This is a genomic window from Auraticoccus monumenti (genome assembly GCF_900101785.1).
GTDB lineage: Bacteria > Actinomycetota > Actinomycetes > Propionibacteriales > Propionibacteriaceae > Auraticoccus > Auraticoccus monumenti.
In genome coordinates, this window is sequence record NZ_LT629688.1 from 3,308,255 (window position 1) to 3,333,601 (window position 25,347).

Sequence of the window (25,347 nt, forward strand, 5' to 3'; positions counted from 1 at the left end):
CGGTGGTCCCCCTCTTGTCCCCCGACCGAGGGGGAGACCACCTGGCGACTCCCCGGGGGCTCAGCCCCGTGCTGCCGCCGACGGACCGCCGGCGGGCGGTCCGCCGTGACCGGGCACGGCTGTCGTGCAGCCGTCGGCGAGCACATCGACACGTCCTGCGGTCCGGTGGGCTCGAGGCTCCCGGAGGGCTCTGCTGCTCATGGGCGGACCACCGACGTGGTGCAGGTGCCTGGACAAGATGCCACCGAGCGGAAGGCGGCCCCCGGGGCGGCACGACCGGACGCGGCACACGGCTGGTTCAGCGAGATCAGTGAACCGGCGGGTACCGACGCTGTCAAGGATCCGCGCCGGGGAGAAGTGCACCAGACGGCACACCGTCGTCTAACCGACGTCGGCGACGACCTGCACGGCGCGCTGGACGAGGCTGACGCCGAGCCGGCGGGCCGAGGCCTCGAGCTCGGCCCGGGCGCTGGCCACGGTGTGCCCGCGGGCCAGCAGCACGCCGATGGCCCGGTCGACCTGGGTGGCCTCGACGAGCCCCCGCAGGTCGTCGTGCTGGGAGGGAGGGGGCAGGTGCGCGTCCAGGACCACCTCCGCAGGACCGAGGTGGAGCGCGTGGCAGAGGTCCGCCGCCAGGTCCACGAAGGCGCCGGGGGTGGAGGCCCAGAAGGTGAAGGCCCCCCCGGCGCCGCCGGTCAGGGCGAGGACCGGGACGTGCAACGACGTGGTGGCCTCGCCGACCGCCGGCCACCGGGTCAACCGGACCGGCGTGGCCCCTCCGGCCAGCAGCAGCTCCAGCCCCAGGAAGGAGCGCACCGCGCCACGCAGGCTGTCCACCAGCGCGTCCAGCAGGCTCGGGAGGTGGTCGGGCGCCTGGCCGGTGGCCAGGGCGAGGTCGTGGAGGGCGGCGGTCAGTTCCGTGGTACTGCCCACAGAGGTGCTCCGAACGAGCGGCCCGATCGCCGGCACTGCCTGGTTCACAGCGGCGGACCGCGCGCTGGGAGACGTCGGCGCAGGTGAGCCCCACCTCGGGCTGGGCTCGTCCGCCGACGCCGGTGAGTCTACGTCAGCCGAGGTGCCGGCGTACGTCGATCACTCGTGCTCGGTGTGCCGGGCCCTCGAGCGGCGGACCGCCTCATCGACGATGGTGCGGGCCAGGGCCGACATCTTCGTGTGCTGGTGCTGGCTCAGCGTGCGGAGCCGCTCCAGCGCCTCCGCCGGGGTGCCGCCGGAACGTGCCAGCATGATGCCCACGGCCTGGTCGACCACGGAACGCTCCTCCAGCGAGGACCCCAGCCGCTGGGCCAGCCGCACGGCCTGGGCCAGCACGTGCGCGTTCTGGACCGCGATCGCCGCCGGGACGGCGAACACCTCCCCCAGGGAGGCCGCCCGGTCGTCGAAGACGTGCTTGTCGCGCGCGTAGACGTTCAGCGCCCCCACCACCTCAGGCCCCACCAGCAGCGGCAGCGACACCGCGCTGTGCACGCCGAGCCGGGCCACCCGGGAGCCGAACCGCACCCACCGGTGGTCACCACCCAGGGAGCCGGACACCACCGTGGTGCCGAGCGCGGCCGCGTCGATGCAGGGACCCTGCCCGAGGCCGTACTGGATGGCGTCGACCTCGGCCACGAAGTCGGAGGTGGTGACGATGGTGTCCGGGCGGCCCGACTCGAGGAGCGTCAGCCCGGCGCCATCGGCGCCGGGGATGGCCCGCACGGCCAGCAGGGCCACCCGGGTCAGCGACTCCTCGAGCGGCTGGCCGGCCATGGAGAGCCCGGCCAGGTCCCGCAGACTGCTCTCCAGGTCCCGCTCCTGGGAAGAACGGTCACCCTCGTCGTCGTCCGGCACCGGCGTCCCCGTTCACGTCGTCCCTCAACGGGACCGGGACCCCGGCCTCCGACGCAGCCTGGCGCTGGCGCTGGCTCCGAGGCTTACAGCCTACGCCGATCAGACCCGGCCGCGCAGGATCCTGTTCCAGTACGTCCACGGCAGCAGGTAGCGGTCGACCAGCCACCAGACCCGGCGGGAGGTGACCTGGTCCACCAGCGGGACCGAGGAGACGATCCGGTCCGCGCCGTCGTACTCACCGAAGGACAGCCGGCTCAGCGAGGTCGCGATCGGCCCGACGGTGTAGCCGTCGTAGCGGCTGAGCGGGTCCCCGCGCCGGCTCCTGCGGATGTTCTCCACCAGCACCGAGACCTGGCGGCGCAGCGCTCCACCGGTGCGCGCGGTGCCGAGGTCGGCCCCGTCCCCGATGCACCAGACGTGCTGATGACGGGGATGACGCAGCGTCTCCGGGTCCACGGCGAGGTGACCGAGGCTGCCGGGCGACTCCAGGCCCGAGGCGGCGACGAAGTCCTGCCCGACGTAGGGCGGCAGCAGGTGCAGCAGGTCGACCGGCAGCCGCTCGCGGCCCGCGGGCCCCTCCAGCACCACGACGGCGCCGTCGTCCTCGACCGCCGCCACGGCGGCCCTGCGGAGCCTCACCCCGTAGTCGTCGAGGTGGGTGCGGATCTCGCGGTCGATCCTCGGCACCGGGTGGACGTCCTCGGTGTCGCAGACCAGCAGCACCTCGATGTCGTCCAGCACGCCGGTGCGGCGCCAGTGGTCGCAGGCCATGAACAGCGGCTTGAGCGCGGTCTCGCGACCCGAGGAGGGGTCGGCGTGGATGCTGAAGACCGCCCTCCCCGAGGTGAGTCCCCGGACGGCGTCCCAGGTGCGGGTCACCAGGTGCTCGTCGAAGGTGCTGCACAACCGGCCGGCGGCGACCGCCTCGGCCGCGCCGGGGACAGGGTCCCAGCTCACCCGGGAGCCCGGGGCGAGCACGAGGTCGCCGTACCCGAGCACGCTCCCGTCGGCGCAGGTCACGGTGCGCTGCACCGGGTCGACCGCGACCACCATGCTGCGGTGCCAGCGCACCCCGTCGGGGACGACGTCGGCCTGGGGGCGACGGAGCTCCTCCATGGTGCACCGCCCGGCGCCGACGTAGTTCTGGAGCGGCTTGTAGGAGTGGGTCTCGGTGGCGTCGACGACGACCACGTCGGGGCAGCCCTGCCGACGGAGCAGGGCGGCGGCGGAGATGCCCCCGTTGCCCGCACCGACCACCACGACGTCGTGGGTCCGGGACTGCGGAGGCGCTGAGGTGCTCACCCGGCGAGCGTACGCGCGGGGCCCACCCGGACCAGACAGCTCGGGTCGGGCGGCATCCGGTCCAGCCGCACGGCCGTGGAGGAGCCGACCCGGACGCCGGACGCGGCCAGCGCGCGCAGCAGGGTCGCCAGCACGGACAGGGTCAGGTCCTCGCCCGGGCAGCGGTGCCCGGTGGACACCGCTCCTCCTCCCTGGGGCAGCAGGTTCCACGGCGTGACGGTCTGGGTGGCGAACCGGTCGGGGTCGAAGACGTCGGGCCGGGGCCACAGGACGGGGTCGTGGTCGGTGGCCCAGACGTTGAGCACCAGCAGCGAGCCGGCCGGGACGTCCACCCCGCGCCACACCAGGTCCTGACCCGGGGTGGCGGCCAGGGCCGGTGCGAAGGGGTAGACCCGGCGCACCTCCTGGGCCACCCACAGCGAGGACACCTCGCCCTCGGCCAGGCGCCGCCGCAGCTCCGGGAGGTCGTCCAGCGCCCGGACCCCCGAGGACACCAGCCAGGTGACCGCCACCAGCGGCCGGAGCAGGTTGAGGGTCTCCACCGCGGCGACCCGCAGCGGCAGCAGGTCGCCGTCGAGGTCGCGGTGCCCGGCGACGACGTCCAGGGGGTCCGCACCGCCCGGACCGGCGGTCCCGCGCTCGCGGCGCTCCCGCAGCTGCCCGGCCACCCAGAGCTCGCTCCTGGCCCGCGCCAGCCGGGCCCGGACCTGACGGGCGCCGACCGACCCGAAGCCGTCGACCATGGCCACCATGTCCGCGGCACGTCGTCGCCCGTCGGTCGGGTCCAGGGCCAGACCCAGCCACCGGCAGCCGGCCCGGAGGATCAGCAGGCTGACCTCCTCGTGCAGGTCCACGGTGCCCTCCCACCCGTCGACGGCCCCCTCCCACCCCTGGGTCAGGTCGGCGACCACCCGGGCGCTGGCCGCCGGGGTGGCCAGGCTGGTGAAGAGCGCCTTGCGGTGGTGGTGGCCCGCGCCGTCGAGGGTGTGCACGGCGCCGTGGCCGAAGAGGGAGCCGACCACCAGCTCCGGCAGCGCCGGCGCCCGGCGCAGGCTCGGTTCGGTGTAGAAGAGGCGGGCACCCTCCTCCCCGCGCACCACGGTCGCCCGGCGTCCCATCAGCCGCATCCGGACCACCTCGGCACCGGTGTCCCCGAGCTCGTCGAAGAAGCGGTAGCCACGTCGGAGCAGCTTCAGGGTCTGGTCACCTGGGAGGGTCAGGGCGGTCGGGACCGCAGGTGGTGCGCTCATGCGCGGGGAGTACCCCGGGGAGGTCGCCTGAACCGGCTCCCCCAGGCCCTCCCGAGCTCCCACCCTGGGGCGCTCGTGGGGCCGGCGCGGACACGGTTCGCCCGGCCCGAGACGCCCCGCGGGGGTCGCCGGTCAGCCCCTGCCGGTGGCTCCGCGCCCGCCGGGCTCCTCGGGACCGGTGTCGGGGGTGACCGCCTCCTCGACGTCCTCGGGGCTGGCCGTGACGCCGGCGAGGGGGTCCGAGCCGCGGGTGCCGGAGGGATCGGGGTCGGCCCGCACGCCCTCGGTGCGGATGTCGCGGGGCGGTGCCCCGCCGTCGGAGGCGCGCGCCACCGACTGGGTGGTGTCGGCCGCGCCGGAGCGGGACTCGGGGTTGTTGCGGACGTCGATCTCGTGCTCGGGGTCGCTCATGGGCCCACCCAACCACGCCCCGCCGACAGTCCGCGCCGGGGTGGCGGCCGGTCGTCCGGACCGGGCCGACGGCTCAGACGTCGAGGGACAGCGTCAGCGTGACCACCTCGCTGTCCGCCACCCCCTCGGCACGGCGGACGGCCAGCTTGAGCGGCACCAGGTAGCCACCGTCCCTGGGGAAGAGCGAGGTCCGCCACCGGGTGCCGCCCAGCCGGACGCCGACCGGGATGACGCCCCAGCCGTAGGTGAGCGCGCGGGCGACCGAGGCGATGGCCTCGGACTCGTCGTCGGGCACGGCCACGTAGTAGTAGGGCGAAGGACCTCGCCACTCGAACACCGTCCCGGAGAAGATGAGCTCCACCCGTCGGAGTCTGTCACCGGTGGGGCCACCCGTCACGGTACCGGCCTCGGCGGAGCACCCTCCGGCCGCGGCCCCGTGCGCAGCCAGGAGCAGACCGGGCCACGAGCGCTGCTCGAGGATCCCCCGCGGGCGACGGGTGGGGGCTGCGTCCTCCGCGCTACGGGCCCGTGAACCTCGTTGCCGGTGCCGCCTCCCGGAGGGACAGTGACTCCATGACCTCCTACGTCTCCCACACCTCGATCGACTGCCGCGACGCCTACACCCTGTCCAGCTGGTGGGCCGGGGTCCTCGGCTACCGGGAGGACCCCGAGGACCCCAACCTGCCCGGGCACGAGGAGTGCCTGGTCGTCGACCCCGACACCGGGCACCAGCTGCTCTTCATCGAGGTGCCGGAGGAGAAGTCGGTGAAGAACCGGATCCACCTCGACCTCCGTCCCCGCACCGGCACCCGCGACGAGGAGCTGGAGCGGCTGCTCGGGCTCGGGGCCCGGGTCCTCCAGGACCACCGCGGTCTGCACGGTCCGGGTACCGGATGGGTCGTGCTGGCCGACCCGGAGGGCAACGAGTTCTGCATCCTGCGGTCGCAGGCCGAAGGCGGCGCCTGAGGGCGGGGTCCGGCAGCACGACCTGCTGGGCTGAGGTCAGGGGCGGGTCCGGGCGGTGTCGCGGCCGAGGGCCTCGAGCAGCCGGAGCCAGGTCTCGCTGATGGTCGGGTAGGACGGCACGGCGTGCCAGAGCCGGCTGACCGGCACCTCCCCCACCACGGCGATGGTCGCGGCGTGCAGCAGCTCGGCTACGTCCTGACCGACGAAGGTCGCCCCGACCACGACCCCCCGGGCCTCGTCCACCAGCAGCCTCGACTGCCCGGTGTAGCCCTGGGCGTGCACGTAGGTGCCGGCCAGCGAGGCCAGGTCGTGGTCGACCACGCGGACGTCCAGCCCCGCCTCCTGCGCGGCGGCCGTGGTCAGCCCGACGCTGGCCACCTCGGGGTCGGTGAAGACGACCTGCGGAACGGCGCGGGCGTCGGCGGTGGCGACGTGCGCGCCCCACGGTGCGTCGTCCACGGCGGCCCCGGTGGCCCGGGCGACGATGACGTCGCCGGCGGCGCGGGCCTGGTACTTGCCCTGGTGGGTCAGCATGGCGCGGTGGTTGAGGTCGCCCACGGCGTAGAGCCAGTCCACCGGCTCCCCATCACGCAGCACCCGCAGCGTGTCGTCCACGTCGAGCCAGGCGCCGTCCTCCAGCCCCACCGTGGCGAGACCGAGGTCGTCGGTGCCGGGACGCCGACCAGCCGCCACCAGCACCTCGTCGGCCTCCAGCACCGACCCGTCCGACACCTGCACCCGGACGCCGTCGGGGCCGCGGCGCACCTCGCTGGCCTGGACGCCCGTGCGGACGTCCACGCCGCGCTCGACCAGGGCCTCCCGCACCAGGCGCCCGGCGAAGTCCTCGTTGCCCGACAGCAGCTCGGAGCGGGCCAGCACGGTCACGGTGGAACGGAGGTCGCTCCAGGCGGTGGCCAGCTCGCAGGCCACCACGCCGCCGCCGACCACGACCAGCCGCCCGGGCACCTCCCCGGCCGAGGTGCCGTCGTGGCTGGTCCACGACCGGCTGTCCCGCAGCCCCGGCACGTCGGGCACGGTGGCCGAGCTGCCGGTGCACAGGGCGACGGCGTGCCGGGCCCGCAGCACCCGGGTGCTCCCGTCGGCGGCGGTGACGGTGACCTCGCGCTCGCCGGTCAGGCGGCCGTGGCCGCGGACCAGGTCGATGCCGGTCTGCTCCAGCCAGGACACCTGCGAGTCGTCGGACCAGTGCGAGGTCACCTCGTCGCGGTGGTCCAGGACGGCGCGGGCGTCGAGCCCGCCGACCTCGACCCCGGCGGCGCGCTGGGCGGCCCGGCGCGCGGACCCGCTGCGCAGCAGCGCCTTGGAGGGCATGCAGGCCCAGTAGGAGCAGTCGCCCCCGACCAGCTCCGCCTCCACCACGACGGTGCTGAGCCCGCCGGCCACCGCCTGCCCGGCCACGTTCTCCCCGGTGGAGCCGGCGCCGACCACCACCACGTCGTACTCCTGCTGCTGTCCCGCCACGTCCGATCCCGTCTCAGTCACGGTCGAACGCTAACGCGTCGGGGCCGGCGGCGCTGCGGGGACCGGATGAAGGTTTCCTCATCGCCGGCTCATCGCGTGTTCACACCCGGCTGGGAGGCTTCCGCTCATGCGGGTGCTGAGACTGGTCGGGATCATCCTGGGGCTGATGGCGGTGGTGGTGGCGCTGGCCGTGGCCAGCCAGTCCCTCGCCGTCAACCGTGACCCGGCGCCGGTGGACCCCGCACCGGTGACCGTCTCCCTCCGACCCACCCCGACTCCCTCGGCCCCCAGCCCGGCGCCGTCCCCGACCGGCTCCGCCCGCGCCGACGAGCCCGGCGGCACGTCCGGGCCCGGTGACGAGGCGCCCGAGGGGTCCCCGACCGGGCGCGTGCAGGACGAGGGCGACGACGACCCGGCGGCCGGCGCGGACCGCACGGCCTCGCAGGCCCCGGTGCCACGGACCACCCGGGCACCCGCCCCGCAGCCCCGGCCGGAGACGCGCACGCAGGGCGACGACGACGGGGACGACGACGACGGCGACGACTCCGGTGAGAATGGGGACGATGACGACGGGGACGACGCTGGGGAGGGTGATGACGACTGATGCGCGCCCGCCCGCCCGCACCACCGTCTCGGCCCGCCTGCGGATCGTCGGCTGGATCGTGCTCACCACCATCGTCACCCTGATCTCGGTGCTGGTCACCGCCCGGTCGCTGCTGCTGGCCGAGGTCTACGAGCAGGCGAACGCGGGCCTGGTGCAGGAGGTCGAGGAGTTCCGTCGCTTCGCCTCCGAGGGCCGCGACCCGGAGACCAGCCAGCCCTACTCCGACGTCGCGGCGCTGATGAACCGCTACTTCGACCGCCAGGCCCTGACCGCCGACGAGGTGCTGGTCGCGGTCACCGAGCGGCAGCGCGACCGTCCGGTCTACGCCGGCAGCGACGGGGTCCTGGGGTACCGGGTCACCGAGGACGCCGACCTGCTGGACCGGGTGCTGGCCGACCCCCGCGCCAGCGGGGCCGAGACGCTGCCGAGCGGAGGTCCGCTGCAGTGGGCCAAGGTGCGGGTGCAGACCCAGGGCGACGTCGGCACCCTGGTGGTGATGCAGTTCGTCCGCGGCGCCGAGCAGCAGGTCGAGCGGACCGTGAGCATCCTGCTCTACGTGGCGATCGGCGCCGTGCTCCTCACCGCCAGCATCGCCTGGTTCGTGGCCGGGCAGATCCTGCGGCCGGTGCGCCAGGTCCGCCAGGTGGCCGCCGACATCACCGAGCACGACCTCAGCCAGCGGGTGCCGGTGACCGGCAACGACGACATCGCCGCCCTGGCCACCACCTTCAACGACATGCTGGACCGGCTGGAGTCGGCCTACGACTCCCAGCGCCGCTTCCTCGACGACGCCAGCCACGAGCTGCGCACCCCGATCACCATCATCCGCGGGCACCTGGAGCTGCTCTCCGACGACGAGCGGGAGCGGGCCGGGACGCTGCGCCTGGTCGACGACGAGCTGAGCCGGATGGGCCGCATCGTCAGCGACCTGCTCCTGCTGGCCAAGGCCGAGCAGAGCGACTTCGTCACCCCGCAGCCGACCGACACCGCCGACCTGCTGCTCGACATCGAGGCCAAGTGCCAGACCCTGGGCGCGAGGAACTGGCAGCTGGTGCGGATCGCCGAGGGCCACGTGGCGCTGGACCGGCAGCGGATCACCCAGGCCATGCTGCAGCTGGCCGCCAACGCGGTGCAGTACAGCCCGGAAGGTTCCCGGGTGCAGGTCGGCTCGGAGTTCGAGGGCGAGGGCCCGGACCGGCTGCTGCGGCTGTGGATCGCCGACCAGGGGCCCGGGGTGCGTCCGGAGGAGCTGACGGTCATCTTCGACCGGTTCCGGGTGGGCAGCGCCAGGCAGTCCGCCGACGTGGCCGGGCCGGTACCCCGCAGCGGTGCCGGTCTGGGCCTGAGCATCGTCCGCACCATCGCCGAGGCCCACGGGGGGACCGCCTTCGTGCAGAGCACCCCCGGCCACGGAGCCCGCTTCGGCGTCCTGGTCCCCGCGGCCGAGCTCGTCCGCCTGCCCGGCAGCGGAGCGCCCGCGACGGCCGACCACGACCACCACGACCTGCTGCCCGGAGGGACCCCCAGATGAGTCGGATCCTGCTCGCCGAGGACGACCCCCGGATCGCCTCCTTCGTGGAGAAGGGTCTGCGGGCGGCCGGCTACGCCACCATGCTGGCCATCGACGGCGACACCGCCCTGATCATGGCCCGCAGCGGCGGGTTCGACCTCCTCGTGCTCGACCTCGGGCTCCCCCGCCGGGACGGGTTCGAGGTGCTCGCCCAGCTGCGCAGCGAGGGGGTGACCACCCCCGTGGTCGTGCTGACCGCCCGGGACTCCGTCACCGACACCGTGAGCGCGCTGGAGGGCGGGGCCAACGACTACATGACCAAGCCGTTCCAGTTCGCCGAGCTGCTGGCCCGGATCCGGCTGCGGGTCCGTGACGAGGGACCCACCACCCCCACCCCCCAGCTCAGCCACCGCGGGCTGGTGCTGGACCTCCACACCCGCCGGGCCCACACCGGGGCCGACGTGGTCGACCTGACCGCGCGGGAGTTCTCGCTGCTGGAGGTGTTCCTGCGCCACCCCGGACAGGTGCTGAGCCGCGAGCAGCTGCTCGGGCACGTGTGGGGCATGGGGTTCGACCCCGCCTCCAACGTGGTCGACGTCTACATCCGCGCGCTGCGCCGCAAGGTCGGCGGGGAGCGCATCGAGACCGTCCGCGGCGCGGGGTACCGACTGCCCTGACCGGGACGCCGGCCGGGGCCGCAGCACACCTGCCTGCGGGATGGGCCGGCGAGGGCCGTCAGGGGGCGCGGGTGTCGCCGCTGGCCCAGGGGGCGCGCGGGTCCAGGCCGATCTCGACCTCCTGGCCGTCGTCGCGGACCTCGACCACCGACCCGGTGCCGAAGGGGCCGGCCCCGGAGGTGACCTCGAGACGCTGGCCGCGGGCGCGCAGGTCGTCCAGCACGTCCCCGTCCACGGACGCGTCGATGCGGACGCGGTCGGCCACCCCGTGCGGGGTGACGCTGTTCGGCTGGGACTGCGTCACCACCCGCGGCGCGGCGACGGCCTCCTCCACGCTGAGCCCGAGCTCGGCGACGCCCAGGAAGTGCTGGGTCTGCACCTGGGCCTGGGTGTCGCCGCCGATGTTGCCGCCCAGCAGCCACAGCCCGTCGGGGGTGGTGGCCATCCAGGGGTTGCCGGTGTAGCGGACCTGGCGCCCGGCCTCGATGTAGTTCGGGCTGGACTCGTCCTCGACGGTCATGTAGCGCATCCGGTTGTTCACCATGATCCCGGTGTCGCCGGCCTGGACGAACTGGTAGCCGGTGCTGGCGGTGACGGCGGCGGCGTTGCCCGCGGAGTCCACCACCTGGAAGGTCGTGGTGTTCTCCAGGCCCGGGTCGACCGGGGCGTCCAGGGAGGCGTCGAGCTCGATCCGCTCCAGCTGGCTGGCCCCGTACGCCGGGTCGAGGAGCTCCTCCACCGGTGCGTCGACGGCCTCCGGGTCGCCGACGAGCTCCTCCCGGTCGGCCATGGCCAGCTTGAGCGCCTCGATCTGCAGGTGCAGCCGGTCGGCCTCGTCCTGCTCGGCCAGCTCGGCCCCGCGCAGGGTGTTGAGGGCCAGCAGCATGGTCATGCCCTGGCTGCTCGGGGGCACCTGGTGCACGGTGGTGTCCTCGTCCCACTCCAGGGTGATCGAGGGCTGGACCTGGGCCTCGAAGCCGGCCAGGTCGTCCTCGGTGAGCCAGCCGCCGCCGTCACGGATCTCGGCCACCAGTCGCTCGGCCAGCTCGCCGCGGTAGACCAGGTCGCGTGCCGCCTCCAGGCCGTCGGCCCGGTCCGCCCCGGACTCGTAGGCCTCGACGAGGGAGGTCAGGGTGTCGGCGAAGTCGGGCTGGCGGACGGTGTCCCCCGCGTCGACCGGGTCCCCGCCGGGGGCGTAGATCTCGCGGGCGGCGGCGTTCATACCGCCGGCGGCGAGGTAGCTGCGCACCTGCCCGGCCAGCACGTCGGAGGCGGGGAAGCCGTCCTCGGCGAGCTCGATGGCCGGGGCCAGGACCCGGTCGAGCCCCAGCTCCCCCTCCTCGGCCAGCAGGGTCACCCACAGGTCCCAGGAGCCCGGGACCAGCGCCTGGTGCAGCCCGAACGCCCCGACGCCGCGCTCGCGGTACTCCCCGCGGTCGAAGTCCTCCCCGACCCGGCCGGCCCCGAGCAGGCTGGTCACCTCACCGGTCCCGGCGTCGTACCAGAGCGCGGCGGTCTCGCCGGCGAGGAGGTTGGAGTAGTAGGGCTCCACCACGCTGAGGACCGCGGCGGTGGCCACCGCGGCGTCGGCGGCGGTGCCCCCGTCGGCCAGGACGTCCATCGCCGCCGCGGTGGCGGCCTCGTCGATGGTGGCGACGGCCTCCACGCCCGGTTCGGCGGTGGGCGTCGGGCTGGGGGTCGGCGTCGCGCTCGGCGACGCGCCGGCGAGCGGGGACGGGCTCGACGGGGCGGGGGTGCCGGTGCCCGGCACCGGTGCCGCCGGCGTCTCCCCCCTGGGGCGGACGAGCGCCGTCACGACCACCACGGCCAGCACCACCGCCACGACCGCGACGAGCACCCACATCCGGGACCGACTCATGTTCCCCACCCTCCTGGTGACCGCTGGGGGCCGAGCCTAGGCAGGTGGGGGAAGCGGGGCCGGAATCGCGGCCCGGCGGGGTGGGCGCGCGGGTCAGCGACGACCGAGCTTGCGCTCCCCGTTGGCGCCGGTGGAGTAGGGCAGACCGTAGTGGGCGAAGATCTCCGGCTCCATGGCGGCCTCCAGCTGGCCGTCCTGGGGGATGGACGGAGCCTCCCTGGCCAGCTTCTTCAGCACCGTCACCTTGAGGTGGCGCGGGGAGACGCTGGCGCCGTCCAGGGGCACGAACACCAGCCGGGAGCCGCCCAGGACGCCGGTCTTGACCGCGGCGAAGGACGGCTGGTCGGTGGCGGTGTCGAAGTAGACGCTCTCCAGGGTGCCGACCTTGGACTCCGAGGCGTCGACCACCGGTAGGTCCACCCAGTCGCGGATGTCCTCGATGCTGACCATGTCGTGCTCCTCCTGCGTCGTCGGGCGGCGTGATCCGCCCCGGGCCGAGTATAAGGACGCGCCCGTGGCTGCTCAGCGGACGTCGTCGTCGACCCAGTCGAAGGTGCGGGTGACCGCCTTGCGCCACAGCCGCAGCTGGCGGTCGCGCTCGGCGGGCTCCATCGCCGGCTCCCAGCGCCGGTCCTCCCGCCACTTGTCCCGCAGCTCGTCCAACCCGTCCCAGAACCCGACGGCGAGCCCGGCGGCGTAGGCGGCGCCGAGGGCGGTGGTCTCGGTGACCACCGGTCGCACCACCGGGATGCCGAGGACGTCGGCCTGGAACTGCATCAGCGCCTCGTTGGCCACCATGCCCCCGTCGACCCGCAGCTCGGTCAGCTCGACCGGGGCGTCGGCGTCGACGGCGTCCAGCACCTCCCGGGTCTGGAAGGCGGTGGCCTCCAGCGCCGCGCGGGCCAGGTGGGCGCGGTTGGCGAAACGGGTCAGCCCGACGATGGCGCCGCGGGCGTCCCCGCGCCAGTAGGGGGCGAACAGCCCGGAGAAGGCGGGGACGAAGTAGACCCCGCCGTTGTCCTCGACCTGGGCGGCCAGCTGCTCCACCTCGGGTGCGCTGGTGATGATGCCCAGCTGGTCGCGCAGCCACTGCACCAGCGAGCCGGTCACCGCGATGGAGCCCTCCAGGGCGTACACCGGGGGCTGACCCTCCAGCTGGTAGCAGAGCGTGGTCAGCAGCCCGTGGCTGGAGCTGACGATCTCGCTGCCGGTGTTCACCACCAGGAAGTTGCCGGTGCCGTAGGTGTTCTTGGCCGCGCCGGCCGCGAACCCGACCTGGCCGAAGGTGGCGGCGTGCTGGTCGCCGAGGATGCCCGCCACCGGGGTCTCCCGCAGCAGCTGGGAGCCGTGCACCACCCCGTAGGGCTCGCTGCTGGTGCGGATCTCGGGCAGCATCGCGGCCGGCACCCCGAAGACGTCGAGGATCTCCTCGTCCCAGCGGCAGGTGCGCAGGTCCATGAACATCGTCCGGGAGGCGTTGGTGACGTCGGTGACGTGCACCCCGCCGTCGGGGCCGCCGGTGAGGTTCCACAGCAGCCAGGTGTCGATGGTGCCGAACAGCACCTCCCCCGCCCCGGCCCGCTCCCGCAGGCCGTCGACGGTGTCCAGCAGCCACTTCAGCTTGGTGCCGGCGAAGTAGGGCGCCAGCGGCAGCCCGACGGTGTCCTTGAACCGGTCCACGCCCCCGTCGGCGGCGAGCTCGTCGCAGATGGACTGGGTGCGGGTGTCCTGCCAGACGATGGCGTTGTGCACGGGCTCGCCGGTGGCGGCGTCCCACACCACGGTGGTCTCGCGCTGGTTGGTGATGCCCACCGCGGCCACGTCGTGGCGGGTCAGGTTGGCCCGGGACAGGGCGGTGCCGATCACCTCGCGGGTGTTGCCCCAGATCTCCACCGGGTCGTGCTCGACCCAGCCGGCGCGGGGCAGGATCTGCTCGTGCTCGAGCTGGCCGCTGGAGATGATCCGGCCGTCGTGGTCCACCACCACGGCGCGGGTGCTGGTGGTCCCCTGGTCGATGGCGACGACGTGAGCGGGCATCGGTTCCTCCTCGAACCTGCTGGTGCGGTCGGGTCGTCCCGCCCGGCGGGCGGGCCCGGGGCGGACGCTGGGTCGGTTCAGTCCGGGGCGCTGCCCGGCTCGTCGGTGGGCGTCGCAGGCAGCAGACCACGGCGGGCGAGCAGCGGCCCCTCCTCCGGGTCCCGGCCCCGGAAGGCCCGGTAGGAGCTCATCGGGTCGCGTGAGGACCCGCGGGAGAGCAGCTCGGCGCGGAAGTGGTCACCGCCGGCGCGCAGCTCCACCGGGTCGGCCCCGGGGGCGGCGCCGCCCTGCTCGGTGAACCAGGCCACCGTGTCGGCGTCCAGCACCTCCGACCACAGGTAGGAGTAGTAGCGCGCGTCGTAGCCCCCGGCGAAGGCGTGGGCGAAGTACCGGGTGGAGTAGCGGGGCGGGACGACCGGGTCGTCCAGCCCGATCCGGGCCAGCGCGGCGGCCTGGAACTCCGGCACCGACGCCACCTGCTCACCGGCGGCGAGCCCGTGCCACTCCTGGTCCAGCAGCGCGCTGGCCAGGTTCTCCGCGGTGGCGAACCCCTGGTTGAACGTCTCGGCCGCGCTCAGCCGCTCCACCACGCCGTCGGGCAGCGGCTCCCCGGTCTCGACGTGGCGGGCGTAGTGCGGCAGCACCCGCGGGTCCAGCACCCACATCTCGTTGACCTGGCTGGGGAACTCGACGAAGTCGCGCGGGACCCGGGTGCCGGAGAACCGCGGGTAGGTGACGTCGGAGAGCAGCGCGTGCAGGGCGTGGCCGAACTCGTGGAAGAGGGTGGTCACCTCGTCCAGGCTCAGCAGGGTGGGCTGGCCGGGTGCGGGAGCCACCACGTTGAGGTTGTTGGACACCACGGTGGGAGTGCCGAGCAGCCGGCTCTGCGAGACCAGCGAGTTGGCCCAGGCGCCGCCGTTCTTGGTGTCGCGGCGGTGCAGGTCGAGCAGGTACAGCCCGAGCGGGGTGCCGTCGGCGTCGCGGACCTCGAAGACCTCGACCTCCTCGCGGTGGCCGTGCAGGTCGGGACGCTCGGCGAAGGTCAGGCCGTACACCAGCTCAGCGGCCCGGAAGACGCCCTCGCGGAGCACCCGGCCCGCCTCGAACCAGGGCCGCAGCGCAGCCAGGTCCAGGTCGTAGCGCCGGCGCCGGAGCCGCTCGGTGTAGTAGGCCCAGTCCCAGGCCGCGAGCTCGAAGAGGGGCTGACCGGTCTCGGCGCAGTGCCGCTCGACCTCCTCCTGCAGGGCGGCCCGCTCCTCCCCCACCTTGCGCGCCGCCGTGGCCGCCATCGGGTCCAGCCGGGCCCGCACCGCGGCCGGGCTGCCGGCGGTGGCGACGGCCGTCACCACCGAGGCGTGGTCGGGGAAGCCCAGCAGCCGGGCCCGCTCGGCACGCAAGGCCACCAGCTCCAGCACCAGCGGAGCGGTGTCGTGCTCACCGTCGCCGCCGCGGGCGACCTGGGCGTCGAACAGCCGGCGGCGCGTCTCCCGCGGGTGCAGGCGGCCGAGGGCGGGGTGGTTGGTGAAGTTGGTGCAGGTCAGCAGCCAGCGCCCGTCCAGACCCCGGGCGGCGGCGGCCTCCGCCGCCGCGTCCACGGCGGCCGGGTCCAGGCCGTCGAGCTCGGCGACGTCCTCCACCACCACCGCACGGGCGCGGGTGTCGGCCAGCAGCTCCTTCTGGAACCGGCTGGTCAGCCGCGCCTCGGCGGCGTTGATCTCCCGCAGCCGCTGCTGGGCGGCGTCGTCCAACGCGGCGCCGGCCTGCACCATGTCGCGGTGGGTGGCCCGGACCAGCTCGGCCGTCTCCTCGTCCAGCCCCAGAGCGTCGAGCTGCTCGTGCAGGGCGTCCACCCGGGCGAACAGGCGCCGGTCGAGGGTGATCGAGTCCTCGTGCTCGGACAGCCGCGGGGAGAGCTCCTCGGCCAGTGCGCGCAGCGCCTCGTCACCGTCGCTGCCCACCAGGTGGAAGAAGACGGCGGTGGCGCGCTGCAGCAGCTCCCCGGAGCGCTCCAGGGCCACCAGGGTGTTCTCGACCGTCGGCGGCTCTGTGCTGGCGGCGACCGCCTCCACCTCGGCGGCCTGCTCGACCATGCCCTGCTCGACGGCCTCGCGGTGGTGCTCCAGGCTCAGCCCGGCGAAGGGCGGCAGCCCGAAGGGCAGCGGGCTGGCTGCGAGCAGGGGGTTCTCGGGATCGGGCATGACGATCACCCTAGGGGAGCCCTCCGACAGACCCGTGACAGCCGGCGGACGACGCCGACGGTCGGACTCACTCGAAGCGCGACGGGTCCCCGGCCCCGTGACGGACGACCACGACCTCGTCCCCGGAGAGGTCGACCACGGTGGTCGGCTCGGTGCCGCAGTCGCCGGAGTCCAGCACCGCGTCCAGCTGCCCGCCCAGCTCGTCGGTGATCATCCAGCCCTCGGTCATCGGCTGCTCCTGGTCCGGCAGCAGCAGGGTGCTCGACATCAGCGGCTCACCGAGGGCGGACAGCAGGGCCAGGGTGGTGGTGTGAGAGGGGATCCGCACACCGACGGTCTTCTTCTTCGGGTGCAGCATCTGCTTGGGCACCTCGCGGGTGGCCGGGAGGATGAAGGTGTACTGCCCCGGGGTGGCCGCCTTGACCGCGCGGAAGACGTCGTTGTCCATCTGCACGAACTGGCCGAGCTGGGCGAACTCGGAGCAGACCAGGGTGAAGTGGTGGTCCGCGTCGAGGCGGCGGATGGCGCGGATCCGGTCCAGGCCGTCGCGGTTGCCCAGCTGGCAGCCCAGCGCGAAGCAGGAGTCGGTCGGGTAGGCCACCAAGCCACCCCGGCGGACGACGTCGACCACCTGGGCGATGGCCCGGGGTTGCGGGTTGTCCGGGTGGACGTCGAAGTAGCGCGCCATGAGCGCATCCTAGGAGCACCGCGGCCCCCACGCCCAGACCCCTGGACGGCGCCGGCCCGCGGACCGCCACGCCCTACAGTCGGCGCGTGGAACCGATCCTCAGCCTCAGCCTGGACACCCTGCGCCGCCGCACCTCGATGAAGTGGCGCCGCCACCCCGAGGACGTGCTCCCGCTGTGGGTGGCCGAGATGGACACCCCGGTGTCGCCCGGCGTGCGGCGCGAGCTGGAGCGGCTGCTGGCCGACGGCGACACCGGCTACCCCGCCGGCAACGGCTACGCCGAGGCCTACGCCGACTTCGCCGCCGAGGAGTGGGGGTGGCGTCCCGACCCCGCCACGGTGGTGCTCTCCCCCGACGTGATGCAGGGCGTGGCGATGACCATGGCCCAGGTGGTGCGCCCGGGCGACCGCGTGGTGATCAACTCCCCCGTCTACGCCCCCTTCTGGGCCACCGTGCGCAACAGTGCCGCGGAGCTGCTCGACGTCCCGCTGGGCGAGGACGGCCGCCTGGACCTGGACGCCCTCGAGCGCGCCTACGCCGAGCCGGACGTCACCGTGCACCTGATGAGCAGCCCGCACAACCCGACCGGGGTGGTGCACACCCGCGAGGAGCTGACCCGGGTGGTGGAGCTGGCCCGCGACCACGGCGTGGTGCTGCTGGTGGACGAGATCCACAGCCCGCTGGTGGGCCCGGGCACCGACTTCGTGCCGGTGCTGGACGTCCCGGGCGCCGACGACGTGGTGACCATCACCTCCGCGTCCAAGGCCTGGAACCTGGCCGGGTTCAAGGCCGCCCTGCTGGTGCCCGGGCCGGGGGCCCGGGAGCGGCTGCAGCGGCTGACCTACGAGAGCACCCGGGGTGCTGCCAGCCACGTGGCGCTGCGGGTCCACACCGCGGCGCTGACCGAGGACCGGGACTGGCTGGGACGGCTGCGTACCGAGCTTCAGGCCAACCGCGAGCTGCTGGACGTCCTGCTGGGCGAGCACCTGCCGGAGGTCGTGCACCGTCAGAGCCGGGGCACGTACCTGGCCTGGCTGGACTGCCGCGCCCTCGGTCTGAACCGGCCGGCCAGCACGTTCCTGGAGCGGGGTCGGGTGGCGCTGAACGACGGCGCGGACTTCGGACCGGCGACCGCGCAGTGGGTGCGGATCAACCTGGCCACCTCCCCGGCGATCCTGACCGAGGCCGTCGAGCGGATGGCGGCCGCGACCCGCGGCTGAGCTCAGCCGCCCACCGCGAAGAGTTCCGCGGTGGCCGACCCCTCACCGGTGACGCTGCCGACCCCGATCAGGGACAGGAAGACCGTCGGCTCGGTGCTGCTGGTGCGCACCCCGACGGTGCCCGCCTCGAGGGTGACCGTGCCGGTGACGTCCGGGCTCTGGGCCAGGTAGGCCCGCGCCGCGCGACCGGCGTCGGCGGCGGAGGCGCCGCGGTCGGCGGAGGCGACCAGGGCCGCCGCGCCGGCGTCCGCGCCGACCCGGGCCGCGGCCGCCGCCACCGCCTCGGCGCGGCGGGTGGCCACCACCTGCTGACCGCCGTCGATGACCAGCCCGGCCAGCAGGAACAGCGAGGACAGCACCACGAGCACCATGATCGACAGCGACTGCCCGCGTTCGTCGGTCCGCACGGGGCCAGTCTGCCCGGCCACGGGTCCTCGCGGGAGGTGCGCACGCGGACCTGTGGACGAGGTCTGGGTAGGTTGAGCCGCATGCGCGGCACCTCCGACCTCCTCACCATCGGGGAGGTGGCGCAGCGGTCCGGTGTGGCCCCCTCGGCGCTGCGCTTCTACGAGGAGCGCGGGCTGGTCACCAGCACCCGCAACGCCGGGAACCAGCGCCGCTACGAGCGCTCCACGCTGCGCCGCCTGGCCTTCATCCGCTCCGCCCGGCGGGTCGGGCTGAGCCTGGAGGAGGTGGCCGAGGCGCTGGCCGGGCTACCCCGCTCCCGCACCCCCACCGCCGCGGACTGGGCCGCGCTGTCGGCGCGCTGGAGGTCGCGGCTGGACGAGCAGATCGAGCGGCTGGAACGCCTCCGCGACCAGCTCGACTCCTGCATCGGCTGCGGCTGCCTCAGCCTGCAGGCCTGCGCGCTGACCAACCCCGAGGACGTGCTGGCCGCCCAGGGTCCCGGGGCGGTCGCGCTGGAGCCGCGCGGGGTCCGCCGGCGCTGAGCGCGGTCAGCGGGGTGGTGAGTGGTCCTGAGCCCGACGGCACGGGCTCGCCAGCGACGGCGCCCGGGGTGCACCAACCCGTCTAGCCCGACCGGTCGGGTTGTCCCGCACCGGTGCTCGTCACGACCCAGAAGCGGGCCCCGTCCGGGTCCGCGAGACAGGAGATCTGCTCCCCGCCGGTGGTGTAGGGCGGCACGACGACACCTCCGCCGTTGGCAGCAGCCCGCTGACCGGCCTCGTCGGCGCTCGTGACCCCGAACCACGGCGACCAGTCCTGGCTCTCCGCTCCGCCGGCCTCCGAGTTCCGGATGCCCCCAGCGGGATGGACTCATCGGGCAGCCGGAAGGTGGTGTACCCGGCGCCGACGTCGAGCCGCCCACGAACGTCGACGAGACGACGCGGACCTGCGCCGCCCACGAACGTCGGCTCCGACGTCAGGACGTACCCGAAGAGGCCCCGCAGGAAGTGGCCGGCAGCGGCCGGGTCTGGTGATGCCAGCTCTTCGAAGCACAGACCTCCCGGCTCGTTGACCAGCTGGCAGCCGTTCAGCGCCAGACCCTGCCACAAGCCGGTCCAGCCTCCCGCGGGGTCGCTGACCACCGCCCTCCGGCCCAGCGCCCGGGTGCCGCCGTGGGCTGGGTGGTCCTCGGGAGGTACGACGACCTCAGCACCCAGCGCCACCGCGTCAGCAGTCCTGGCGTCGACGTCGTCAGCCGCGATGTACACCGCCCACCCGGTGCGATCACCGGCGGCAGCCCTCCTCAGACCCGCGACCGCTGCTCCGTGACGCCGGACGACCACGTGCTCGTGGCTCCGCCCGGGCAGCGGCGTCCTCGTCCAGCCGAGCACGGCGCTGTAGAACGTCAGCGCTCGATCAGGTTCCGTCGTGGTGAGCTCCACCCAGCAGGGGACGCCCTCGGGCCATCTGGTGAATCGTGTCGTCATGGTCCCCCTGGTCCGGTTCGTCCCCGGGGGTCCTCCCCCCTTGGTGGTTGGTCACCGTCGTCACCGGGCAGGCATCCCGCACGGCAGCGACGAGCGAGCTCCCCTGCTGCTCCTCGGTGATCAGCTCCGCGTCCACGCGCGGGCCGTCGTCGAGACGTTCGTCGATCCCGTGGTCGGAGTCGGTCCTCGGCTGATGGTGGCGCCGGTGACCGCGGTTCTTACCGACGCCCGGACGAGCCGTCCACGGGCGGCGACCGCGGCACCGTCTGCGTCCCGCGGACCCCCCGGCGGCGGCTGTAGCCTGCACGGGTGACGCAGTCGAGCGGCGAGGGGCAGCGGTCGCGTGTCACGGCACGGGGCGCGGCGACCCGCGAGCGGATCCTCGCGGCCGCTGACCAGCTGATCCTCGAGCAGGGGGTGTCGGCGACATCGCTCGCCGACATCAGGGCGGCCACGGGCACCAGCAAGTCGCAGATTTACCAGCACTTCGCGAGCAAGGACGACCTGGTCGGCGCCGTCATCGACCGACGAGGCACCTTCGTGATGGAGGACCAGGGTCGGCGGCTCCGCAGGCTGACGTCGTTGCGGGGCCTCGACCTCTGGCGTGACGCGCTGGTCGAGCGCAACGCCGTGCGGAACGGAGCCTACGGGTGCCCCCTCGGGAGCCTGGCCAACGAGCTGGCCGACTCCGACGAGCGGGCGCGCGCAGACCTGGACGCGCTCTTCACGGCGTGGGAGGACCTGCTGGCCGAGGGGCTGCAGACACTGCGCGCGAACGGGACGCTGCGGCCTGACGCCGACGTCCGGGCCCTGGCGACCGGTCTGCTGGCCGCGTTGCAGGGCGGGTACCTGCTCGCACAGACCCGGCGCGACGTGGAGCCGATGCGCGTCGCGCTGGACCTGGCCATCGCGCAGGTACGTGCGTTCGCCGTCGCCCGGGAGCCGGGAGCGGGCTGACCGCCGGACGCCGGCCCGCGGTGATGTCGTCGTCCGACGCCCGAGAACCCGTCTGCCGGCGACGGTGCACTCAGCGGACGGGTCGCCCCGCTTCCAGGAAGCCGACGGCCACCAGACCCTCGCGCAGCTTCTTGCGCGCGTCGAACATCGTCTTGTAGACGGCGTTCGGGTTGGTCCCGAGCTCACGAGCGACCTCGGCCACCGGGAGGCCGCGTACCGCGATCGCCTCGAACGCCCGCTGCTGGCGTCCGGTGAGCCGCTCGCTGAAGACCTGCTCGAACGCGCGGAGCAGCGCCTTGGTCTCGAGGTGGTCCTGGGGGGCCTCGTACAGGTCCGTGCTGGCGAGGTCCCAGTCGTGATCATCGAGGGACACCGTCGGGCGTCGCCAGGGATGGCGGTTCATCTTCGAGGCCACGTCGAACACGACGAAGCGGTACGCCCAGGTGGTGAACCTGCACTCCCCGCGGAAGGTCCCGACCTTGCGGCGGACCGCCATGGTGGCGTCCGAGGCGGCCTGGTGGGCGACGTCGTCCAGCTCGGGTCCGGACAGCCGCATCCCCGACCCCCTGCGCTGCGCCTCCCGGTAGCTCATCCGCAGCAGCATCCGGTACAGCTCTGCGACGGTCGTCTCGTGCTCGGGCGCCACTGCGTCGAGACCCTGCACCCAGCGGGCGTTCTCGGCAGCCACGTCCGGGCTGACTGCCGGCGTCGACGCTGGTGCGGGTACCGGTGGTCCACTGACGGGGTCGGGCTCGGGTGGGACCGGGGACGGCGGTAGTTCGACGAGCATGCGCTCCCACTTCCTGCCCAGGGTCTCCGACTCCCGAGGACCGCTGGGAGCGGTTCGGCATCGTCGGAAGTCACGCCTCACACTAGTGGACCGACCAGCCCAACAACAGAGCCACCTGTGGGCAGTTGGAACCGGCTCAACGGGGACCGACGCGTGGGACGTCACTGGCCGAACGTCTCGATCGTTGGTCCGACTGGTCCAAAGTCGCCGACCGGCCGACTCCGGGTGACCGCGGGCTCGTGCTCCCCACAGCCTCAGGTGTCGGCTCGACCTCCCTCCGAGACCTCGGTGGGTACCCGGTCGTCCAGGGGCGGCACCGCAGGCTCCACCGCCATCGTCGGCATCGCCCCCTCCGCCAGCTTGAGCCGTGTCCAGATGTTCATGTTGATCACCACGGCCGCGATCTCCAGGACCTCCTCGGGGGCGTAGTGGGCCGCGACAGCCTCGTGCACGGCCTGGAACGGCTGCTCCGCCGTCGAGCCGTGCGACGAGGTGAGCCGTTCCGCGTAGGTCAGCGCAGCCCGTTCCGGTGCGGTGAAGAGCTCGGTCTCCCACCAGGACACGAGGCACTCGACCTTGGCGCGTGGAACCCGTGCTGCGCGTGCGGCCGCATGGTGCACCGTCAGGCAGTACGGGCACCCGTTCAGCTGGGCCACCCGCAGCCGCAGCAGCTGCGCCAGCTCGCGCGGGATCCGTAGCCGTGCGGTGTAGCCGAACGCCTCGGCCCCGGCCCGGGCCAGCGCCGTGAGCGGGGTGTTGCGCGTGCTGTCCAGCCGGGTGCTCCGGAACTCGACCTCGTCCTCCATGGCGGTCCTCCTCCGTCGGGTCCTCGTGGGCCCAGCTGCGCCGCCGCCGCTCCACCCGACGAGACCGGCCCTGGTGTCGGCACGGCACCACGCTGGTGTCCCCCCGATGGTGTGCGACCCGGTCGGCGATCTCTCGCGCCGGAGGGCGCGCTGACGCGCACCACCCCGCGCCACCGGGCTGCGTGCCTCGTCACCGTGCCCCCGTCTAGGGGGGCCGGGTCACCCGGTGAGGGGTCGCCGGGCGCTGTGAGAACCGTGTCGAAGCGAAGTAAGGACCCGCCCTCCGGTGGCACGCACAGGAGCAGGGCCCTGTGGGCGGGGGCCAGACCCAGGAGGAGGACGTGCATGGGTGTCATCAGCAGGGGGTTCGGTGGCCGGAGCGAGGAGGACGAGCCGGGCGTTCCCCCGGGCCAGTACCTCACCGACGACTTCCCGGTGCTGTCCGCCGGACCCACACCACGGATCGACCTGGACGACTGGCGTCTGGACATCAGCGACGTCGACGGGTCCCGATCCAGCCTGACCTGGCCCCAGCTGATGAGCCTGCCGATCGAGGACGTCGTGCAGGACATCCACTGCGTCACCCGGTGGAGCAAGCTGGGCACGCGGTGGCGCGGGGTCTCCCTCGACGACATCATCGGCCCGCTCGACTCCGAGGCCGAGTACGCCCTGGTGCGCTGCTACGGCGGCTACTCGACGAACCTGCCGCTGGAGGACCTGCTCAACGGCAAGGCGTGGGTGGCGTTCGAGTACGAGGGGGAGGGGCTCAGGCCCGAGCACGGGGGGCCGGCCCGCCTGCTCGTCCCCCACCTGTACCTCTGGAAGTCGGCGAAGTGGATCAACGGCATCGAGCTCCGCGAGGACGACCAGCCCGGCTTCTGGGAGACCCTGGGCTACCACGACTACGGCGACCCGTGGCGCGAGCAGCGCTACGCGGGCGACTGAGCGTGCCACCCGTGCGCGGCGCCGGGCGGCACCGGGTCGCCCGCATCGCCACCGCCCGCCTCGCCACCGCCGGCCTCGGCACCGGGCGCTCGCCCCGACGGTGGTACGGCGCGTGACGGGTGCTGCGTCTCCCCTGTCGGCGTCACCGGATCCCGGCTCCCGGCACCCACCCGGCTCCGAGCTGCCCCGGCTCCGTCCGATCCGGTGGCTCCGGGCCCGCCTGGTGGACAGCCGGTGGGAGACCGCGGACGCCCGGACGCTGGTGCTCGACGTCCCTGGCTGGGCGGGCCACCGGGCAGGACAGCACGTCGACACCAAGCTCACGGCCGCCAACGGGTACAGCGCCCAGCGCAGCTACTCGATCGCCTCGGTGGGCGCCCCGGACCGGCTGGAGCTCACCGTGCAGTCGGTCCCGGGCGGGGAGGTGTCGCCCTACCTCGTGCACACGCTCGCCGTCGGGGACGAGCTCGAGCTGCGCGGTCCCATCGGCGGCTGGTTCCGGTGGACCGAGGACCTCCCCGACCCCGTCCTGCTCGTCGGAGGAGGCTCCGGCGTCGTCCCGCTGATGGCGATGCTGCGCCAGCGCGTGCGCACCGGCGTCGACGTCCCCTTCCACCTCCTCTACTCCGCCCGGACCCCCGAGCACGTGTACTACGCCCGAGAGCTCGACCAGATCGAGCGGGACGTCGAAGGCGTCCGCGTGCAGCGCGTCCTCACCCGTTCCGCAGCGCCCGACGGCAGCCGGGCTCCGGGTCGGTTGCAGCACCCGGACGTCCCTGCGGTGGCGCAGTCGCCGAACCACCCCGCGCGGGTCTACGTCTGCGGTCCCAGCGCGTTCGTCGAGCACGTGACCCAGCTGCTGCTCGCCCGCGGCCACGCCGAGCACGACATCCGCACCGAACGCTTCGGCCCCACAGGAGGATGAGAATGCGGTACTTCGAGGACGACCAGGCACTCGACGGGAACGCCCTGGCGGGCCGGCTCGCGGAGATCTTCTCCGTCGACATGACCTCGGCGCGGGTGACCTGCAGCGGGTGCGGGACCGTCAGGCCGCTGGCCGAAGGGCGGGCCTACGTGCGCGGACCCGGCGTCACCCTGCGCTGCGCCGAGTGCCAGATGGTGCTCGGACGCATCGTGAGAGCGCGGGACTCCGTCTGGCTCGAGCTCTCCGGCGTGGCCTCGGTGCAGATCACCGGCGTTCCTTCCTGAGCCACCTCCCGCCCCCTCCGGGGGTAAGACCACGGGGCCGCGACGTCACGAACCCGTCGACCAGTCCGTGCCCACGGACGTCGGCCCGCCCGGGCCGCAGCGCCGGTGCACCGAGGACCGACCTGAGAGGCAGGGCCCACCGTGCGTCCGTCAGACACCGAACCGAGTCCTGCAGCAGCGGACCTGGAAGACCAGGCTGAGCCGTCTGAGCTCAGCACCTTCGGGGACAGCGGTGGTGAGGTGCTGCCCCCGACCTCCCTGGTGAGCACAGGATCCGCCGGGGCCGTCCGGGTGCTGCACCACGCGGCCGAGCGGTTCTACGAGCTGCTGGAGGACGGTGTGTCGGTCGGCATGCTGATCTACGAGACCAGCCCGGGACACAGCAGCATCACCCACGCCATGGTGCGTGCGGACCGCCGGGGTCGCGGTCTCGGAGCCACCCTCATCTCGACCGCCCTGGACCACCTCGCCGCGACGGGAGCACCGGTCCGGGTGCACTGCGCCACGGTGGCCGGCTTCCTCCAGCGGTTCCCGGAGTACACGGACCGCGTCCAGCCGACCGGCCACAGAGGTCCTCGGTGACGGCACGCGGAGCCGGGTGGGTGACGACACCGGCCGACCCGGGCACTCTCGGGTGAGTACGTCGTCCCGGCGGAGTCGCACCAGCGTCCCG

The 25,347-nt window shown here is 73.9% G+C and carries 27 protein-coding genes; 11 read left to right on the forward strand and 16 right to left on the reverse strand.

What is annotated here, in order from left to right:
- Positions 1 to 381: 381 nt before the first annotated feature.
- From BLT52_RS15350 to BLT52_RS15375, 6 genes are all read right to left on the reverse strand, one after another.
- A complete protein-coding gene (locus BLT52_RS15350; RefSeq protein WP_090594780.1) occupies positions 382 to 933 on the reverse strand; it encodes a hypothetical protein in 552 nt (183 codons plus the stop codon).
- Positions 934 to 1,092: 159 nt separating this feature from the next.
- Positions 1,093 to 1,848 (reverse strand): GAF and ANTAR domain-containing protein, encoded by a 756-nt coding sequence (locus tag BLT52_RS15355; protein WP_197679069.1) that lies wholly within the window; start codon positions 1,846 to 1,848, stop codon positions 1,093 to 1,095.
- A 99-nt stretch (positions 1,849 to 1,947) separates the two neighbouring features.
- Positions 1,948 to 3,150, reverse strand: coding sequence for an NAD(P)/FAD-dependent oxidoreductase (locus BLT52_RS15360; RefSeq protein WP_172804059.1), 1,203 nt, complete (start codon positions 3,148 to 3,150; stop codon positions 1,948 to 1,950).
- A complete protein-coding gene (locus BLT52_RS15365; protein ID WP_090594783.1) occupies positions 3,147 to 4,400 on the reverse strand; it encodes a cytochrome P450 in 1,254 nt (417 codons plus the stop codon). The genes BLT52_RS15360 and BLT52_RS15365 overlap by 4 nt, the downstream gene beginning before the upstream one ends.
- 132 nt (positions 4,401 to 4,532) lie before the next feature.
- Entirely contained in the window at positions 4,533 to 4,811 is a 279-nt protein-coding gene (locus BLT52_RS15370; protein WP_090594785.1) for a hypothetical protein, read from the reverse strand.
- A gap of 73 nt (positions 4,812 to 4,884) precedes the next feature.
- Complete coding sequence (locus BLT52_RS15375) at positions 4,885 to 5,172, reverse strand: DUF1905 domain-containing protein (protein ID WP_090594786.1); 288 nt, start codon at positions 5,170 to 5,172, stop codon at positions 4,885 to 4,887.
- Between the two features lie 212 nt (positions 5,173 to 5,384).
- Here BLT52_RS15375 and BLT52_RS15380 point away from each other — a divergent pair, with 212 nt between their 5' ends.
- The gene (locus tag BLT52_RS15380; protein WP_090594787.1) at positions 5,385 to 5,777 is read left to right on the forward strand and encodes a VOC family protein; all 393 of its coding nucleotides are present in this window, start codon (positions 5,385 to 5,387) and stop codon (positions 5,775 to 5,777) included.
- 36 nt (positions 5,778 to 5,813) lie between these two features.
- On the opposite strand, the gene BLT52_RS15385 is transcribed toward BLT52_RS15380, so the two are convergent.
- A complete protein-coding gene (locus tag BLT52_RS15385; protein ID WP_231946342.1) occupies positions 5,814 to 7,280 on the reverse strand; it encodes a dihydrolipoyl dehydrogenase family protein in 1,467 nt (488 codons plus the stop codon).
- Positions 7,281 to 7,386: 106 nt separating this feature from the next.
- On the opposite strand from BLT52_RS15385, the gene BLT52_RS15390 reads away from it, so the two are divergent.
- From BLT52_RS15390 to BLT52_RS15400, 3 genes are read left to right on the forward strand one after another with little or no spacing between them, the layout of a single operon-like run.
- The gene (locus BLT52_RS15390) at positions 7,387 to 7,863 is read left to right on the forward strand and encodes a hypothetical protein (protein WP_090594791.1); all 477 of its coding nucleotides are present in this window, start codon (positions 7,387 to 7,389) and stop codon (positions 7,861 to 7,863) included.
- A complete protein-coding gene (locus BLT52_RS15395; RefSeq protein WP_090594792.1) occupies positions 7,853 to 9,394 on the forward strand; it encodes a sensor histidine kinase in 1,542 nt (513 codons plus the stop codon). The genes BLT52_RS15390 and BLT52_RS15395 overlap by 11 nt, the downstream gene beginning before the upstream one ends.
- Positions 9,391 to 10,050, forward strand: coding sequence for a response regulator transcription factor (locus BLT52_RS15400; protein WP_090594794.1), 660 nt, complete (start codon positions 9,391 to 9,393; stop codon positions 10,048 to 10,050). Before BLT52_RS15395 ends, BLT52_RS15400 begins: the two co-directional genes overlap by 4 nt.
- Positions 10,051 to 10,108: 58 nt before the next feature.
- Here BLT52_RS15400 and BLT52_RS15405 read toward each other — a convergent pair whose 3' ends face one another.
- The 5 genes from BLT52_RS15405 to BLT52_RS15425 all read right to left on the reverse strand — a co-directional run bounded on the left by BLT52_RS15405 (position 10,109) and on the right by BLT52_RS15425 (position 16,852).
- Positions 10,109 to 11,929, reverse strand: coding sequence for a gamma-glutamyltransferase family protein (locus BLT52_RS15405; protein WP_090594796.1), 1,821 nt, complete (start codon positions 11,927 to 11,929; stop codon positions 10,109 to 10,111).
- Positions 11,930 to 12,022: 93 nt separating this feature from the next.
- Complete coding sequence (locus tag BLT52_RS15410) at positions 12,023 to 12,379, reverse strand: PRC-barrel domain-containing protein (RefSeq protein WP_090594797.1); 357 nt, start codon at positions 12,377 to 12,379, stop codon at positions 12,023 to 12,025.
- Between the two features lie 72 nt (positions 12,380 to 12,451).
- Positions 12,452 to 13,966 carry a glycerol kinase GlpK gene (gene glpK, locus BLT52_RS15415; RefSeq protein ID WP_090594798.1) on the reverse strand — a complete coding sequence of 505 codons (1,515 nt, stop codon included), beginning with the start codon at positions 13,964 to 13,966 and terminating at the stop codon, positions 12,452 to 12,454.
- Between the two features lie 77 nt (positions 13,967 to 14,043).
- Positions 14,044 to 16,164 carry a M3 family metallopeptidase gene (locus BLT52_RS15420; RefSeq protein WP_090596887.1) on the reverse strand — a complete coding sequence of 707 codons (2,121 nt, stop codon included), beginning with the start codon at positions 16,162 to 16,164 and terminating at the stop codon, positions 14,044 to 14,046.
- A 67-nt stretch (positions 16,165 to 16,231) separates the two neighbouring features.
- On the reverse strand, positions 16,232 to 16,852 hold the full coding sequence (locus BLT52_RS15425; protein WP_090594800.1) for an L-threonylcarbamoyladenylate synthase: 621 nt from the start codon (positions 16,850 to 16,852) through the stop codon (positions 16,232 to 16,234).
- An 86-nt stretch (positions 16,853 to 16,938) separates the two neighbouring features.
- Between BLT52_RS15425 and BLT52_RS15430 the strand changes: the two genes are divergently transcribed.
- Positions 16,939 to 18,072: a MalY/PatB family protein gene (locus BLT52_RS15430; protein WP_231946343.1), complete on the forward strand. Its 1,134-nt coding sequence runs from the start codon at positions 16,939 to 16,941 to the stop codon at positions 18,070 to 18,072.
- Positions 18,073 to 18,074: 2 nt separating this feature from the next.
- Here the strand turns inward: BLT52_RS15430 and BLT52_RS15435 are convergent, their stop codons facing one another.
- Positions 18,075 to 18,479: a pilus assembly protein TadG-related protein gene (locus BLT52_RS15435; protein WP_090594801.1), complete on the reverse strand. Its 405-nt coding sequence runs from the start codon at positions 18,477 to 18,479 to the stop codon at positions 18,075 to 18,077.
- Positions 18,480 to 18,560: 81 nt separating this feature from the next.
- Here BLT52_RS15435 and soxR point away from each other — a divergent pair, with 81 nt between their 5' ends.
- On the forward strand, positions 18,561 to 19,022 hold the full coding sequence (soxR, locus tag BLT52_RS15440; protein WP_090594802.1) for a redox-sensitive transcriptional activator SoxR: 462 nt from the start codon (positions 18,561 to 18,563) through the stop codon (positions 19,020 to 19,022).
- A 120-nt stretch (positions 19,023 to 19,142) separates the two neighbouring features.
- Here the strand turns inward: soxR and BLT52_RS21855 are convergent, their stop codons facing one another.
- Positions 19,143 to 19,967: a VOC family protein gene (locus BLT52_RS21855; RefSeq protein ID WP_172804060.1), complete on the reverse strand. Its 825-nt coding sequence runs from the start codon at positions 19,965 to 19,967 to the stop codon at positions 19,143 to 19,145.
- A 309-nt stretch (positions 19,968 to 20,276) separates the two neighbouring features.
- Between BLT52_RS21855 and BLT52_RS15450 the strand changes: the two genes are divergently transcribed.
- Positions 20,277 to 20,924 carry a TetR/AcrR family transcriptional regulator gene (locus tag BLT52_RS15450; protein WP_090594805.1) on the forward strand — a complete coding sequence of 216 codons (648 nt, stop codon included), beginning with the start codon at positions 20,277 to 20,279 and terminating at the stop codon, positions 20,922 to 20,924.
- A gap of 70 nt (positions 20,925 to 20,994) precedes the next feature.
- On the opposite strand, the gene BLT52_RS15455 is transcribed toward BLT52_RS15450, so the two are convergent.
- Together BLT52_RS15455 and BLT52_RS15460 are read right to left on the reverse strand one after the other, a co-directional pair.
- Positions 20,995 to 21,612 carry an RNA polymerase sigma factor gene (locus BLT52_RS15455; protein WP_197679070.1) on the reverse strand — a complete coding sequence of 206 codons (618 nt, stop codon included), beginning with the start codon at positions 21,610 to 21,612 and terminating at the stop codon, positions 20,995 to 20,997.
- A 356-nt stretch (positions 21,613 to 21,968) separates the two neighbouring features.
- On the reverse strand, positions 21,969 to 22,520 hold the full coding sequence (locus BLT52_RS15460; RefSeq protein WP_090594808.1) for a carboxymuconolactone decarboxylase family protein: 552 nt from the start codon (positions 22,518 to 22,520) through the stop codon (positions 21,969 to 21,971).
- Between the two features lie 345 nt (positions 22,521 to 22,865).
- On the opposite strand from BLT52_RS15460, the gene BLT52_RS15465 reads away from it, so the two are divergent.
- The 4 genes from BLT52_RS15465 (at position 22,866) to BLT52_RS15480 (ending at position 25,256) form a co-directional block, all read left to right on the forward strand.
- Entirely contained in the window at positions 22,866 to 23,465 is a 600-nt protein-coding gene (locus tag BLT52_RS15465; RefSeq protein WP_090594810.1) for a sulfite oxidase-like oxidoreductase, read from the forward strand.
- A gap of 223 nt (positions 23,466 to 23,688) precedes the next feature.
- Entirely contained in the window at positions 23,689 to 24,390 is a 702-nt protein-coding gene (locus BLT52_RS15470; RefSeq protein WP_172804061.1) for a ferredoxin reductase, read from the forward strand.
- A 2-nt stretch (positions 24,391 to 24,392) separates the two neighbouring features.
- A complete protein-coding gene (locus tag BLT52_RS15475; RefSeq protein ID WP_090594811.1) occupies positions 24,393 to 24,674 on the forward strand; it encodes a DUF6510 family protein in 282 nt (93 codons plus the stop codon).
- Positions 24,675 to 24,815: 141 nt separating this feature from the next.
- Positions 24,816 to 25,256, forward strand: a complete 441-nt coding sequence (locus tag BLT52_RS15480) for a GNAT family N-acetyltransferase (RefSeq protein ID WP_090594813.1) — start codon at positions 24,816 to 24,818, stop codon at positions 25,254 to 25,256.
- Positions 25,257 to 25,347: the final 91 nt, after the last annotated feature.

Coding starts and splice junctions, on each gene's coding strand:
- BLT52_RS15420 (WP_090596887.1), bottom strand. CDS start 16,164: ATGCCCGATCCCGAGAACCCCCTGCTCGCAGCCAGCCCGCTGCCCTTC.
- BLT52_RS15405 (WP_090594796.1), bottom strand. CDS start 11,929: ATGAGTCGGTCCCGGATGTGGGTGCTCGTCGCGGTCGTGGCGGTGGTG.
- BLT52_RS15465 (WP_090594810.1), top strand. CDS start 22,866: ATGGGTGTCATCAGCAGGGGGTTCGGTGGCCGGAGCGAGGAGGACGAG.
- soxR (WP_090594802.1), top strand. CDS start 18,561: ATGCGCGGCACCTCCGACCTCCTCACCATCGGGGAGGTGGCGCAGCGG.
- BLT52_RS15425 (WP_090594800.1), bottom strand. CDS start 16,852: ATGGCGCGCTACTTCGACGTCCACCCGGACAACCCGCAACCCCGGGCC.
- BLT52_RS15390 (WP_090594791.1), top strand. CDS start 7,387: ATGCGGGTGCTGAGACTGGTCGGGATCATCCTGGGGCTGATGGCGGTG.
- BLT52_RS15460 (WP_090594808.1), bottom strand. CDS start 22,520: ATGGAGGACGAGGTCGAGTTCCGGAGCACCCGGCTGGACAGCACGCGC.
- BLT52_RS15475 (WP_090594811.1), top strand. CDS start 24,393: ATGCGGTACTTCGAGGACGACCAGGCACTCGACGGGAACGCCCTGGCG.
- BLT52_RS15410 (WP_090594797.1), bottom strand. CDS start 12,379: ATGGTCAGCATCGAGGACATCCGCGACTGGGTGGACCTACCGGTGGTC.
- BLT52_RS15380 (WP_090594787.1), top strand. CDS start 5,385: ATGACCTCCTACGTCTCCCACACCTCGATCGACTGCCGCGACGCCTAC.
- BLT52_RS15395 (WP_090594792.1), top strand. CDS start 7,853: ATGACGACTGATGCGCGCCCGCCCGCCCGCACCACCGTCTCGGCCCGC.
- BLT52_RS15400 (WP_090594794.1), top strand. CDS start 9,391: ATGAGTCGGATCCTGCTCGCCGAGGACGACCCCCGGATCGCCTCCTTC.
- glpK (WP_090594798.1), bottom strand. CDS start 13,966: ATGCCCGCTCACGTCGTCGCCATCGACCAGGGGACCACCAGCACCCGC.
- BLT52_RS15370 (WP_090594785.1), bottom strand. CDS start 4,811: ATGAGCGACCCCGAGCACGAGATCGACGTCCGCAACAACCCCGAGTCC.
- BLT52_RS15365 (WP_090594783.1), bottom strand. CDS start 4,400: ATGAGCGCACCACCTGCGGTCCCGACCGCCCTGACCCTCCCAGGTGAC.
- BLT52_RS21855 (WP_172804060.1), bottom strand. CDS start 19,967: ATGACGACACGATTCACCAGATGGCCCGAGGGCGTCCCCTGCTGGGTG.